This is a genomic window from Halobellus litoreus (assembly GCF_024464595.1).
GTDB classification, from domain to species: Archaea; Halobacteriota; Halobacteria; order Halobacteriales; family Haloferacaceae; genus Haloquadratum; species Haloquadratum litoreum.
Genome location: NZ_JANHAW010000002.1, coordinates 302,853 through 316,539, shown reverse-complemented (window position 1 = coordinate 316,539; position 13,687 = coordinate 302,853). Strand labels below are relative to the sequence as shown.

General features: G+C 65.9%; 13 protein-coding genes. 9 read left to right on the top strand and 4 right to left on the bottom strand.

What is annotated here, in order from left to right; all coding sequences use genetic code 11:
- Positions 1 to 64 precede the first annotated feature (64 nt).
- The 5 genes from NO360_RS09110 to NO360_RS09090 are packed head-to-tail and all read left to right on the top strand — an operon-like array spanning position 65 to position 6,563.
- Positions 65 to 2,011 carry a 3-hydroxyacyl-CoA dehydrogenase/enoyl-CoA hydratase family protein gene (locus NO360_RS09110; RefSeq protein ID WP_256307483.1) on the top strand — a complete coding sequence of 649 codons (1,947 nt, stop codon included), beginning with the start codon at positions 65 to 67 and terminating at the stop codon, positions 2,009 to 2,011.
- Between the two features lies 1 nt (position 2,012).
- Positions 2,013 to 3,203, top strand: coding sequence for a thiolase C-terminal domain-containing protein (locus tag NO360_RS09105; protein WP_256307482.1), 1,191 nt, complete (start codon positions 2,013 to 2,015; stop codon positions 3,201 to 3,203).
- Positions 3,200 to 3,730, top strand: coding sequence for a Zn-ribbon domain-containing OB-fold protein (locus NO360_RS09100; RefSeq protein ID WP_256307481.1), 531 nt, complete (start codon positions 3,200 to 3,202; stop codon positions 3,728 to 3,730). Before NO360_RS09105 ends, NO360_RS09100 begins: the two co-directional genes overlap by 4 nt.
- A 4-nt stretch (positions 3,731 to 3,734) precedes the next feature.
- The gene (locus NO360_RS09095) at positions 3,735 to 5,360 is read left to right on the top strand and encodes a long-chain fatty acid--CoA ligase (protein WP_256307480.1); all 1,626 of its coding nucleotides are present in this window, start codon (positions 3,735 to 3,737) and stop codon (positions 5,358 to 5,360) included.
- Between the two features lie 51 nt (positions 5,361 to 5,411).
- Complete coding sequence (locus tag NO360_RS09090) at positions 5,412 to 6,563, top strand: acyl-CoA dehydrogenase family protein (RefSeq protein ID WP_256307479.1); 1,152 nt, start codon at positions 5,412 to 5,414, stop codon at positions 6,561 to 6,563.
- Positions 6,564 to 6,680: 117 nt separating this feature from the next.
- Here the strand turns inward: NO360_RS09090 and NO360_RS09085 are convergent, their stop codons facing one another.
- Together NO360_RS09085 and NO360_RS09080 are read right to left on the bottom strand one after the other, a co-directional pair.
- Complete coding sequence (locus NO360_RS09085) at positions 6,681 to 7,925, bottom strand: FAD-dependent monooxygenase (protein ID WP_256307478.1); 1,245 nt, start codon at positions 7,923 to 7,925, stop codon at positions 6,681 to 6,683.
- Between the two features lie 139 nt (positions 7,926 to 8,064).
- Positions 8,065 to 8,388: a hypothetical protein gene (locus NO360_RS09080; protein ID WP_256307477.1), complete on the bottom strand. Its 324-nt coding sequence runs from the start codon at positions 8,386 to 8,388 to the stop codon at positions 8,065 to 8,067.
- 125 nt (positions 8,389 to 8,513) lie between these two features.
- Here NO360_RS09080 and NO360_RS09075 point away from each other — a divergent pair, with 125 nt between their 5' ends.
- Positions 8,514 to 8,957, top strand: a complete 444-nt coding sequence (locus NO360_RS09075) for a MaoC family dehydratase (RefSeq protein WP_256307476.1) — start codon at positions 8,514 to 8,516, stop codon at positions 8,955 to 8,957.
- A 100-nt stretch (positions 8,958 to 9,057) separates the two neighbouring features.
- A complete protein-coding gene (locus NO360_RS09070) occupies positions 9,058 to 10,416 on the top strand; it encodes a methyl-accepting chemotaxis protein (protein ID WP_256307475.1) in 1,359 nt (452 codons plus the stop codon).
- 69 nt (positions 10,417 to 10,485) lie between these two features.
- On the opposite strand, the gene NO360_RS09065 is transcribed toward NO360_RS09070, so the two are convergent.
- Positions 10,486 to 10,884, bottom strand: a complete 399-nt coding sequence (locus NO360_RS09065; RefSeq protein WP_256307473.1) for a universal stress protein — start codon at positions 10,882 to 10,884, stop codon at positions 10,486 to 10,488.
- Between the two features lie 197 nt (positions 10,885 to 11,081).
- Here NO360_RS09065 and NO360_RS09060 point away from each other — a divergent pair, with 197 nt between their 5' ends.
- Positions 11,082 to 11,594: a gamma carbonic anhydrase family protein gene (locus NO360_RS09060; protein WP_256307472.1), complete on the top strand. Its 513-nt coding sequence runs from the start codon at positions 11,082 to 11,084 to the stop codon at positions 11,592 to 11,594.
- Positions 11,595 to 11,888: 294 nt separating this feature from the next.
- Complete coding sequence (locus NO360_RS09055; RefSeq protein WP_256307471.1) at positions 11,889 to 12,656, top strand: IclR family transcriptional regulator; 768 nt, start codon at positions 11,889 to 11,891, stop codon at positions 12,654 to 12,656.
- A 6-nt stretch (positions 12,657 to 12,662) separates the two neighbouring features.
- On the opposite strand, the gene NO360_RS09050 is transcribed toward NO360_RS09055, so the two are convergent.
- Positions 12,663 to 13,568 carry a UbiA prenyltransferase family protein gene (locus NO360_RS09050; protein WP_256307470.1) on the bottom strand — a complete coding sequence of 302 codons (906 nt, stop codon included), beginning with the start codon at positions 13,566 to 13,568 and terminating at the stop codon, positions 12,663 to 12,665.
- Positions 13,569 to 13,687 lie beyond the last annotated feature (119 nt).

Here is a 13,687-nt window from a genome sequence, read left to right as displayed (position 1 = left end):
CACACCGTCCGTGTGAGGGCGTCGCACCGACACATTAAATATGAACGATCCGAATTTCTATTCGATGGACGCAGAAATCGAGAGCGTCGCGGTTCTCGGAGCCGGGAGTATGGGCCACGGTATCGCCGAAGTGGCCGCCATCGCCGGCTACGACGTCGTGATGCGCGACATCGAGGAAGAACTCGTCGAAGACGGGTACGATCAGATCGAGTGGAGTCTCGGTAAACTGGCCGAAAAGGGGCAGATCGACGAGGACCCCGAGGACGTGCTGGCCCGGGTCTCGACGACGGTCGACCTCGCCGACGCGGTTTCCGACGCCGACCTCGTGATCGAGGCCGCGCCGGAGGACCTCGACCTCAAGCGCGACATCTTCGCGGAGGTCGACGGGGCCGCCGGCGACGAGACGATTATGGCGACGAACACGTCGAGCCTCCGCGTGACCGACATCGCGGAAGCGACCGAACAGCCCGAGTACGTCTGCGGGATGCACTTTTTCAACCCGCCGGTGAAGATGGACCTCGTCGAGGTCGCCTCCGGCGAGCAGACGGATCCGGCGGTCGTCGACGCCGGAATCGAGTTCGTCGAGTCGCTCGGGAAGACACCGATCAGAGTGCGGAAGGACATCCCACAGTTCGTCGTCAACAACGTCCTGACGCCGTACATGGGCGAGGCCGGGTTTATGCTGGACGAGGGGAACGTCGAGATCCAGGACGTCGACGCCGCGATGGTGTTCCAGCGCGGCTATCCGATGGGGCCGTTCGAACTCAACGACTTCGGCGGACTCGACATCTTCACCCACTCCCGGGATCAGTGGGACCTGCCCGTCCCCGAGTCGATCCGTTCGCGGGTCGAGGAGGAGAACCTCGGCCGAAAGACCGGAAGCGGCTTCTACGACTACGAGGACGGCGACGGCGTGAACTACGAGCCGACCGACGGCGAGGGTATCGACACGCTCCGCATCGAGGCCCGGATGATAAACGAGGCCGCGCGCCTCGTCGGCGACGACGTCGCCGACCCCGAGGACATCGACATCGGGATGCGTCTCGGCGGCGGGCTTCCCGAGGGGACCTGCCGGACGGCGGACAAGATCGGCCTCGACAGCGTGTTGGAGAAACTCCGAGACCTCCACGAGCGCACGGGTGCGGAGCGCTACGAGCCGGACGACTACCTCGTCGAACTGGTCGAGAACGGTCACACCGGCGAGAAGGCGGGCGAGGGCTTCTACGATTACAGCGACGGCGGCCCGTACCACTACATCTCCCACGAACTGACCGACGAGGGCGTTCTGGAGGTCGTCTTCGACCGCGAGGAACGGCTCAACGCCTTCTCGACGGATATGTTCGACGAGGTCAAGCGCGTCCTCGAAAGCGCCGACGACGAGGACGTCGCCTGCGTCGTCTTCGAGGGCGCGGGCGAGCGGGCCTTCTCGGCCGGTGCGGACATCACCGGGTTCACGGTCGCGGAGCCGACCGACCTCGCGAGCGTCGACGAGACCGTCCAAGCGATCTACGAGTATCCGCGCCCGACGATCGCGAAGATCGACGGCTTCTGTCTCGGGGCGGGATTAGAGATCACCCTCGCCTGCGACCTCCGCTACGCCACCGAGGGGTCGAGGCTCGGCAGCCCCGAGATCGACCTCGGCCTGATCCCCGGCGGCGGCGGCACACAGCGTCTCGTCCGCCTCATCGGCGAGCCCCGAACGAAAGAGATGGTCTACCGCGGGATGCAACTCTCCGCGGAGCGTGCCGAGGAGTGGGGCATCCTCAACCGCGCGGTCGACGACGACGAGTTCGAGGCCCTGATCGACGACGTCGTCGACGACCTCGCGAACGGGCCGCAGACCGCGCTCGAAGTCGCGAAGAACGTGATTCAGGAGGGCCAGAACGCCAGCCTCGACACCGGGCTGACCCTGGAGAGCCAGGGCTTCGGCCTGCTCGCGACGACGGACGACATGCTCGAAGGCGTCGCCGCGTTCAACCAGGACAGAGAGCCCGACTTCGGGGGTGAGTGAGATGACGCGAAACGTCGGCATCGTCGGCGGTGGGCACACCAAGTGGGGCGTCCGCGAGGCCAGCTACAAGGATCTGATCCAGGAGGCCGGCAAGGCCACGTTCGAGGACGTTCCGGACGTCAGCCCCGACGACATCGAGGGGTTGTTCGTCGGGAGCGTCCAGCCGGAACGGTTCGCCTTCCAGACGCACGTCGCGCCGATGGTCGCGGAACTGCTCGGCGTCGACGTCGACAGTATGATCGCGCGGACCGAACTCGCCTGCGCGAGCGGCCAGGCCGCGCTCCGCTACGCGTGGCTCGCGATCGCCGCGGGGCAGATCGACACCGCGCTCGTGTTGGGCGTCGAGAAGATGAACCTCCCGCGGGAGTACGCCGCCGAGGCCCAGACCAGTATGGCCGACGTGATGGACCGCGAGTTCGACGGCGTCAACGGCTTCAACGCGCCGCCGTACTTCGCGATGATCGCCCAGCGGCATATGCACGAGTACGACACGACCCGCGAGCAACTCGCCCTCGTCGCCGCGAAGAACAAGACCCACGCCGCCTCCAACGCCTTCGCGCAGTTCCAACAGGAGGTATCCGTCGACGACGTGGTCGACTCCTTCGAGCTGTCGCCGCCGCTGTGTCTGTACGACTGCAGCGGCGTCACCGACGGCGCGGCGGGGCTGATCCTGATGAGCGAAGAGAAGGCGCGGGAGGTCACCGACGAGGCGGCCTGGATCACCGGCAGCGGCCAGGCCTGTTTCGCGAGCAACTCCATCAACAACCTCCCGTCGATGTCGGCGTGGCCGCAGGCGACGACGGCGGCCGAGCAGGCGTACGACCAGGCCGGGATCGACGACCCCGTGGCCGAACTCGACGTCGCGGAAGTCCACGACTGCTTCTCGATCAGCGAAATCGTCGAGTACGAGGACCTCGGGTGGGTCGAGAAGGGCGAAGGAGGAAAGTTCATCGAGGAGGGCCGCAGCGAACTCGACGGCGACATCGCCGTCAACCCCCGCGGCGGACTGCTCGGCTGCGGACACCCGCTGGGGGCGACCGGCGTCTCCCAGGCCCTCGAAGTGTTCAACCAGTTCCGCGGGACCGTCGAGCCCGACCGCCAGGTCCCGGACCCGGAAACGGGGTTGATCCACAACCTCAGTGGCAGCGCCTCGGTGCACAGCGTGATGACCCTCTCGCGAGGTCGACTATGAACGAACACGACGACGAAACCGAACACGACTCGAAGCACAGAGCGGAGACGGACGGCGGCACCGACAGGGACGTCGTCGAGATCCCGAAGACGGTCGAGTTGCCTCGACTGCTGGACTTCTACGAGCTACAGAACCAGGAAACGACCGAGATCGTCGAGTTCTACGACAACCTCCGGGACGGACAGTTGACGACGACGCAGTGCGAGGAGTGCGGCGAACTACACTTCCCGCCGCGGATCGTCTGTCCGGAGTGTCGGAGCGAGGACTTGGAGTACGTCGACCTCCCGCACGAGGGGGAGCTGTTCGCGTTCTCGACGGTTCGAGCGGGCGCGCCGATGGGGATGGAAGACGAGGTCCCGTTCGTCACGGGGATCGTCGACCTCGGCGACGTGCAGTTGTCCGCGCGGATCGACGACGCGGAGTACGACGACCTCGCCATCGGCGATCCGGTCGAACTAAAAATCGTCGAGATCGACGGTCCGGTCGACCACGAACGGGTTTTTTACCGGTTCGAACCACAGGAATAGGCAGATGCAAGATTACGAACTCACGATCACGAAGTTCCTGCAGCGGGCGGTCGACCTCTTCGACCACAAGGAGATCGTCTCGAAACTCGCGGACGGCTCGATCCACCGGTACACGTACGCGGACGCGTACGACCGGATCTGTCGGCTCGCCCACGCGCTCGACGACTACGGGCTCGACCAGGGGGACCGCGTCTCGGTGATGGCGGTCAATCACTACCGCCACTACGAACTGTACTTCGGTCCCTCCTGCAGCGGTCGAAGCATCCACACGACCAACCACCGACTGCCGGAACACCACCTCGTGGAGATCATCAACGAGGCCGAAGACCGGATGCTGTTCGTCGATCCCGAGTTCCTCGACACCGTCGAAGCCATCGCCCCCGATCTCGAAACCGTCGAACAGTACGTCGTCCTCGACAGCGAGGTTCCGGAGACGGAGCTCGACGACGTCGTGGACTACGAGTCGTTCATCTCGGGCTACGCCACCGACTACGACTGGCCGGAACTCGACGAGGAGCGGGAGTTCGCCCTGTGTTACACGTCGGGCACGACCGGCCTCCCGAAGGGCGTCCAGTACCGCCACCGGCGGATGTTCCTCCACACGCTCGTTCACGGCCACGTCGACGTCTTCGGGGTCGGCGAGAGCGACACCGTGATGCCGGTGGTGCCGATGTTCCACGTCAACGGCTGGGGCTTCCCCTACTCGGGGACGTTCTACGGGTCGAAGCTCGTCCTCCCGGGGCAGCACACGTCGCCGCAGGCGGTCGCGGACCTGATCGCCGCCGAGGACGTGACCGTCGCCGCGGCGGTCCCGACCGTCTGGATCGAGATGGACAGCTACCTCGAGTCCGCCGAGGGCGAACCGCTCGACACCCTCGACCGCGTCCTCACGGGCGGGAGCGCACCCCCGGCGTCGCTGATGCAGAAGTACGAGGAGGTGTACGAGGCACCGATCTACCAGGGCTACGGAATGACCGAGGCGTCGCCGCACCTGGCGAACACCTTCGAGACGACAGAGATGCGGGACCTCCCCGAGGAGCAGCGCTACGAACTCAAGCGGAAGGCCGGCATTCCCGCGCCGGGCGCGCGGATTCGACTGCGCGACACGGACGGGGAACCCGTCCCGCACGACGGAGAGACGCCGGGTGAGATCCACGCGCGGTCGCCGTGGCTCACCGACGGCTACTTCAAGCGCCCGGAAGCGAACGAGTCGTCGTTCTCCGAGGACGGGTGGTTCAAGACCGGCGACGTCGGGACCATCGATCAGTACGGGTACCTCGACATCGTCGACCGCATCGACGACGCGATCAAGAGCGGCGGGGAGTGGATCTCGTCGGTCGAACTGGAGAACTCGCTCATCGACGCTGCGGGCGTCGCCGAGGCGGCCGTCGTCAGCGTCCCCCACGAGAAGTGGCAGGAACGACCGGTGGCGTTCGTCGTGGTCGAGGACCCCAGCGTCGACGAGGAGGCGCTCCGGGATCACCTCCTGGATACGTTCCCGAAGTGGTGGCTTCCGGACGTATTCCGTTTCGTCGATGAGATACCGAAGACGACGACGCACAAGTTCAACAAGAAGACTCTTCGCGACCAGTTCGTCGACAAGCACGGGGAATTACCCCTGGAAGACTGACTGGCTCGCTCGAAGAGACGTTCCGAATAACCGAGATTACCGTAAAATAATATGAAATCAGACATACTTACGCCGACCGTCGTTCCGGAGGGTGCACGCGAACTGAAGACCCGTGCGCGGTCGTTCGCTGAGGAACAGATGGCCCCCGTCGCGGGCGAGTACTTCGCGTCCGCCGAGTACCCCGTCGACGTCGTTGAGGCCGCGCACGACGCCGGGCTGGTGGCCCAGGAGATCGACGCCGAGTACGGCGGCCCCGGTCGGTCGCTCGACGAGATCGTCGCGACCGTCGAGGAGTTCTTCCGCGCGGACGCCGGCCTCGGACTCGGGATTGTCAGCCAGAGCTTCGGCACCGAGATCCTCCAGGAGTTCGGCACGGACGCGCAGAAAGAAGAGTACCTCCGCGCCGTCGCCGCGGGCGAGAAACGGACCGGGATGGCCATCTCCGAACCCGACACCGGCAGCGACCTCGCGGGGATGGAGGCGACCGCCCGTCTGGACGGCGACCAGTGGGTTCTGAACGGAGAGAAGTACTGGATCGGCAACGGCGTCTCGGGCGACTACATCACCGTCTACGCGAAGACGGAAGACACCGACGACCGCCACGGCAACCACTCGCTTCTCATCGTCCCGACCGACGCGCCGGGGTACGAGGCCGAACCGATCCCCGAGAAGATGGCCTATCGGGCCTCCGAGCAGGCACACATCGTCTTCGACGACTGCCGCGTGCCGGCGGAGAACCTCGTGGGCGAGCGCGGCAGGGGCTTCAAGATGGTCGCCGAGTTCTTCAACACCGGTCGGGTTCGGGTCGCGGCCCACGGGATCGGCCTCGCCGCGGCCGCCATCGAGGAGGCCTGGGAGTTCGTCCACGGCCGCGAGGAGTTCGGCCGGCAGGTGGCGGACTTCCAGTCCGTGCAGCACGACCTCGCGGAGATGCGGATGGAGTTCGAGAGCGCCCGCGCGCTCCTGTGGCAGGCGGTCGAGAACGTGATGGCGGGCGAGGACGCCGAGCGCTGGGCCGCGATGGCGAAGGCGAAGGCCACGGAGGTCGCCGCCGAGTGCGCCGAGACGTCGATGAAGCTCCACGGGGGGCGAGCGCTCTTAGACGACGAACGCATCACCAGAGTCTACCGCGACGTCCGGATGCCGATGACCTACGAGGGCGTCGGCGCGGTCCAGCGCGATCTCATCTACCGGAACTACTGAACGCGGCCGATGGCGACGTCGGGGCGGACGAACAGCGTCCGAACGGGAGCGTGGCTTCCGGGATCGTCACAGCGAAAAGATCGAATTCGGTTCTCGAAACCGCTCGAACGACGGCGCTCAGTAGTTGCCCGTCGCCGCGATCGGCGGGGCGTCGTGGGGGCCGTACGGCGCGTCGTCGAGGTACTCGCCGGCCGGTTCGAAGTAGTCCGCCAGCGACGCGGCGACCTCCTTGCGGAGGACGGTGACCGGCGTGTCCCCCTGCAGGTAGTCGAGCGCCTGTCCGGCGGCGTCGATGTTGTACTCCGCGGCGCGTTCGCGGCGCGCGGCGTACAGCTCGACCTCGTTGCGCGCGACGGCGTCCTGCCGCGCCCGGGCCGCGACGGCGACGGCCGAGGCGGCCTCGTCGGCGTCGGCGACGCAGGAGTTCATCCCGCGCGCACCGAACGGGGCGAGCAGGTGCGCGGCCTCGCCGGCGAGCAGCACGCGACGGTGCTCGTCGACGAACGAGTCGGCGATGACCTGGAGGAACTTGTACGTCGAGGTCCACTGGATGTTGTCGACGTACTCCTCGCCCATGATCTCGCGGACGAACTCGCGCATCTGCTCGTCGCTCGCGATCTCCTCGGGGTCGTCGTCGCCGAGACACTGGATGTCGAGCCGCCAGCCGCCGGAGAAGGGAACGAGCATCACGTTGCGGCCGCCGGCCTCGGGAGCGTCGTAGTGGAACAGCCGCTCGAAGGGGATGGGTTCCTCCTCGATCGTGTTGCCGTCGAGCGTCTCGACGTCGACGATGATGAAGGAGTTCTCCGACTGGTCGCCCTCGAACTCGGAGCCGATCTCGTTGCGGACCTGCGAGCCGCCGCCGTCCGCGCCGATGAGGTACGGCGTCTCCCACTCCTGGCCGTCGGTCGTCTCGACGTGCACGCCGTCGGGAGTCGACTCGACGGACTCGACGCCGGCGTCCCAGTGGATGTCGATGCCGAGTTCGTCCAGGGCCTCGTGCATGTACTTCTCGGTGGTGACCTGCGGCAGGCTCGTGAAGTGGGGGAAGTCCCCGCTGCCGCCGGGGTTGTCGTAGGTTCGCTTGAAGACCTCCTTGCCGCGCCAGACCGTCCGGCGCGTCGGCCAGACCAGCCCCTCGTCGACGAGGTCCTTTCCGAGGCCCGGGTAGTTCCGTTCGAGCGTCTTGAGCGTCGACCCGTGGACGTAGATCGCGCGGCTCCCGGCGCGGTCTCGGTCCTCGGAGTCGGCTTCGAGAATCGCTGCCGGAATGCCGCGGGCGTGCAGCGCGAGCGCGGCGGTCATCCCGGTCGGCCCAGCCCCGGCGACTAACACTGGTTGGTCGATGTCAGTTGAACTCATCGTGTCTACTCATACCTTGCCACACGTACCTCATAATCGTTGTGGTTGCATCGGCCGGAAACGGCCGAACACGGCCGTTCAGTCGACATCGCGGACGCTCACGGGAGGGGATCGAGCGCCGTCGAACGCGGTTCCGACGTCAGTTCAGGCCGAGTTTCTTCGCGACCCAGTGGTCCCGCGCGGCGAAGACGAACGCCTCCTCGTCCTCGAAGATCGTCGTCTCCGCGACGAACTCGTCCCACTCACCGCGGGGGATCCGCCCGAGTTCGTCCGCGTCGGTCGCCTCTGACGGACTCGCAGCCACCATCTCGCCGAAGGTTTCGAAGTCGGTGTTTTCGGTCATGAACGCCGCGTCGAAGATCTCTTCGAGCAGGATCTCCTCGTCCTTGCCGACCACGTCTCGCGGGTCCGGCAGATCCGCTTCCGCTTCGGCGGCCTCTTCCAGATTTGACTGTCGCGCCATACGAAACCCTTCGGCGGTCGGTACATAAATCCTTGCGGTACGTTGGTGAGTCTCCCTGTACCGACGCGACGGCGAGAGGCCCTCGGCGTCGAAGGGTTTTCTACCTCGCCGGTCGTGGCTCGGATATGCGATACTTCGAGGACGTCGAGGTCGGATCGACCGCGACGTTCGGGTCCTACGACGTGACGCCCGAGGAGATCAAGGAGTTCGCCGAGAAGTACGATCCTCAGCCGTTTCACACGGACGAAGCGGTCGCGTCCGAATCGATGTTCGGCGGGCTAGTCGCGTCGGGATGGCACACGATGGCGATGTGTATGCGGATGATCACCGAGCAGCCGGACCCGCTCGCGGCGCTGGCGGGCGTCGAGGTCAACCACATCAAGTGGCGAAAGCCGGTGCGCCCGGGCGATACGTTGCACCTCCGAACGGAGGTAGTGGAGAAGCGGCCGTCGAAGAGCCGCGACGACCGCGGGTACGTCACGACTGCCGGCGAGGCGATCAACGGGGACGACGAGGTCGTCGCGACGTTCGAGGTCGTCGCGCTCGTCAAGGGCCGCGATTACGACTGATCGCGGGCGGGCGTTGCCAGCCAGGTCGCTCGGAGAACAGACTATCAATCCTGAAAACTGGGCGAATCAGTTATGTGGGGACACGGTCGACACGTTCGCGATGGCAACGCAAAATCCGGTCCCCGAGAACGCCACCCTCGCTCCGGACCTCCCGGACGGGCTGAGCGAAGCCGAGCGGTACAAAGCCGAACGTGATCACTGGCGGCACATGTTCGACCAACTCGCCGCGGAGTTCCCCGAACCGGTGATCGTCGTCGACGACGACGGTCGCCTGACCCACTGGAACGAGAAGCAGGCGTCGTTCGTTGGCCTCCCCGCCGACGAGGCACTCGGGCGGGAGGCCCACGAGGTGATCGGAACCGAGGACGTGACCGAGACGCTCGCGGAGGAGGTCGCGCGCACGGGCGAGACGATCCGCGAAACCGAGGTGCGGACGATCACCAATACCGCCGGCGAGAAGGGACACGGCCGCGCGATGGGGGTCCCGCTCACCGCGCCCGACGGGTCCGTCGCCGGCGCCTTCGAGGTCCTCTACCAGGTCACGGACCTCGTCGAACAGCGCCAGTCGATGCAGAACGTCCAGCAACAGGTACGAGAGGACCTGGAATCGACCGTCGGAGAGCTCGAAGGAGCGTCCTCGCAGGTCACGGAGAACGTCGACGTGATCGCCGAGGTCGCCGAACAGGAGGCCGAGCACGTCCGGGAGGTCGACGACGAGATTCAGACGTTCAGCGCGACGACCGAGGAAGTCGCCGCGAGCGTCGAGACGATCAGCACGCAGAGTGCGGACACCGCCGACCTCGCCACCGAATCCGAGGAGTCGACGACCGAACTACTGCGGACCGTCGAGGACGTCGCCGAGGCGAGCGACCGGATGGCCTCGGACGCGGAAAACCTCGCCGACCGAGTCGAGGAGATCGACGAGGTGGTCGCCCTGATCGACGACATCGCCGACCAGATCAACATCCTGGCGCTGAACGCGTCGATCGAGGCCGCTCGGGCCGGCGACGCGGGCGAGGGATTCGCCGTCGTCGCCGACGAGGTGAAGTCGCTCGCCTCGGAGTCGAAGACGGAGGCCGATCGCATCGAGGGTCTCGTCGAGTCGATCTCCGAGATCGCGACCGACACGATCGACGGCATCGAGCAGACGACCGAACGGGTCGAGGAGATCGAGACGCAGATCGAGGCCGTCAACGAGAACCAGCGCGAGATCCAGTCGTCGATCGCGGACGTGTCCGATCAACTCGAACAGATCGCGACGGCCACGGACGAGCAGGCGACGAGCGCGGAGGACATCTCCGCGATGCTCGGAACCACCGTCGAGGGCGTCGAGCGGATCGCCGAGGAGGTCGCAGAACTCGCGGCGGCGAACCAACAGCAGACCGAGCAGGTCGCAGAGATCAGCCGGAGCGTCGCGGCGCTCGAACGGAACCTCGATTCGGCAATCAACAGCGACTAGCCTTCGCCGGGACTCGAAAGGACATTCTGCAGTCCGTCTCCGCCGATCGAATCGTCGTTCGAAGACCCCTTACTCCTCGGCGCTGCCGCAGACGAGTACCGGGCGGTGCGTGCCGAGGATCACGTCTTGCGTGACGCTGCCGAAGAGCGCCTTGCCGGCCGGCGAGCGCTTCCGCCCGCCGACGCAGATCTGATCGACGTCCCGCTCGTCGGCGTATCGCAGGATCTCGTCCGATGGAGACCCGCTGGCTTCCAGTAGTTGCACCTCGACGCCGGCTTCCTCCAGCCGGTCGGACGCTTCTCGGACCGCCTCGACCTGCTGGACGGACGCCCCTTCGGGGTTGTCGCGGAACACGTGGAGGATGAACACCTCCGCGCCGCTGGCCGTCTCGACCATATCCTCGATGGCGTTCGTCTGTGCGTGTGCCTGCGCGATGTCGTCGTCGAGTGCGAGCAGTACTCGAACCATATGCTCACTCCACCGGCCACCCACTTATATCTCCGCGCTGATTCTCTGTCGACGAGTCGAGGTACCGTTCGGCCCCCGACAATTTTGTTCGATAATGTCGAACGCCGCGTCGAAGGTGTCCTATCTCGGAACGGGAATCGGGAGACAGCGCGGGATCGACACCGGAATTTATGCCACGCGGTCCCCGTCTCATAGGTATGCTACGAGCGTTCGAGGATGCGGAACCGACCGCCGCGGACGACGCGTTCGTCTCCGAGGCGGCGTATCTCGTCGGTGACATCGAAGTCGGAGGTCGTTCGAGTATCTGGCCGTTCGCCTGCCTTCGCGGGCACGGGACGGGAGTGGTCGTCGGCACGGAGACGAACGTCCAGGAGTTCGCGATGCTCCACGGGGCGACGCTCGGTGACGGGGTCACGGTCGGCCACGGTGCCGTCGTCGATTACGCCGACGTTGGAGCCCACTCGCTCGTCGGGATGCAGAGCGCCGTCCTGGGGGGAGCGACCGTCGAGGACCACTGTATCGTGGCCGCCAACGCCGTCGTCCGGAAGGATCAGACCGTTCCGTCGGGGCACCTCGCGTACGGGACTCCCGCGGAGACGAGACCCCTTACGGACGCGCAACTCGCACAGATCGAACGGACCCACGAGACGTACGTCGAACTGGCCGCCCGGTTCCGCGATGCGGGATTGGACGCGCGAGAGGTCGACTGACGAGCGGAAAGCCGTTCGATAGTGCCGAACATAAACTGGTGAGAGTATCGGCTGACCCCGTCGTGGACTCCGGTAACACGGTACGTTTGGTCGGTTCGCATCGATCGGTGCGCTCATTTTGTATGTGAAAATCGGACGGGGTATCAGTAACACCCGTACGGTTGTTATATCCCGCCTCGAATTCGTGGGATTCGACAGTAGCGAACGCTATGGCGGCCACTTCGTCGTTCATTCGCGATAGTTCCGGACGAATATACGCGACAGATACTTGTTTTCGCTTCGAAGAGTACGGGTATGGGACAGAAATCGGAGAAAAGCCGCGGGATCAAGTCCGACGAGACGTTGTTCGACGTCGTCGAACTCCTCCGTCGTCTCGATGGGGAGGGAGTCACCGAACTCGCAGACCGCCTCGAAATCGCCAAGAGCACCGTCCACGGGCACCTGACGACGCTCGTAGAGCGCGGTTTCGTCGTCAAGCGCGGTGGGGAGTACCACCTCGGGCTCCGATTTTTCGAGTACGGCCAGTACGTCCGCGGGCAACTCGAAATCTTCCAGTCCGGACTGGCAGCCGTCGATCGACTCGAACGGGAGACCGGCGAGATGACGTGGTTGATCGCGCACCAGAACGGCAAGGCGATCTACGTGTACGGCCGGGGCGGTGACAACGACATCAACGTCAACACGATCCTCGGGACGCAGGATCATATGCACTACAACTCCGGGGGCAAGGCAATTCTCGCACACCTGCCCGAGGCGGAGGTCGACCGGATCGTCGAGCGACACGGCCTGCCCGCCCGAACCGAGAACACGATCACCGACCGGGACCGACTCGACGAGGAACTGAAACAGATCCGCGAACAGGGGTACGCGCTCAACCTCAGCGAGGATCTCGAGGGCGTCCAGGCGATCGGCGTGCCGCTGACCGTCGAGGGCGAGATTCAGGGCGCGCTGAGCGTGGCGGGCCCGGCCCACCGGATGTCGAAAGAGCGGTGCGAGGGAGAGATCCTCGAACGCCTGCGCGCGGCCACGGACGAGATCGACCTCACGATCGCTTACCGGTGAGGCCGGTCAGACGGCGATCCCGGACCGGAGTGCTTCGAGAGCGCCTTCGCCGAACGCGACGCCCGCACACTGGGGATCGCAGGCGGAGAGAAAGAGCAGCGCCGTGAACACGTAGGTCAGGCCCATCTGGAGCCGGACGGCTCGTTCCGGTGGGAACAGCGCCGTCGCGAGAACGCAACCGACGGGGACGACGGCCGCCGACACCGCAAGTGCGGGGCGAACGGGGAGCAGATCCGCAGCCCCCCCGACGCCGAGACCGGCCGTCCCGAGCGCGGTCGCGAGAAAGAGACCGGCCGCGACGCGGTTCGCCGCTCTCGACCCCAGCGCGACCGGGAGGGTTCGCTTGCCGATCGATCGGTCGAACGCCTCGTCGAGGCGGTCGATCCCGACCTTGATACCCGCGAGCAGGGCGACGAAGAGCGCGGCGACGGCGGCGGCGAAGCCTATCTCGCCCGTCTGTGCCGCGTGACCCCCGACCAGCGCGACGCCGATTCCGACCGGATAGTCGACGGTGACGGTGATCGGATGTCGGTCGAGGTACGGCGCGTGAACGAGGGCGAGCGCGAGCAGAACGATCGTCGAGAGCGCCGCGATGATTCCCGAGACCGTGGCCAGGAGCCCGGAGAGTGCGATCACGCCGACCGAACCAGCCCAGATCCCTCGCCGGAACCCCGCGACGGAGAGCCGCGGCGTCTCCTCGCCGCGCCGGTGGCCGTCGACGTATCCGTCCCGGAGGTGAGCCACGAACAGCGCCAGTCCCACGGTGCCGGCGTGGAGCGCGGCGACCGACCACGCGAACTCGGAGAGGGGCGCCAAGGCGGCACCGACGACCGAGATCCCGACGGCAGGCAGCATAAACGTGGGTCGGACGTACGCGAGTAGGTCGTCCAGTCCGTCGCGCACTCGTGTCATACTGTCTCGGTTCCGGCCGACCGGTGATAAATTCGCCGCGACGGCGACGACCGGGGTGAGAGCGGCACCACCGATCAAAACAATTAATGTTGCAGTTGGCTTGGTGATGCGTAACACGA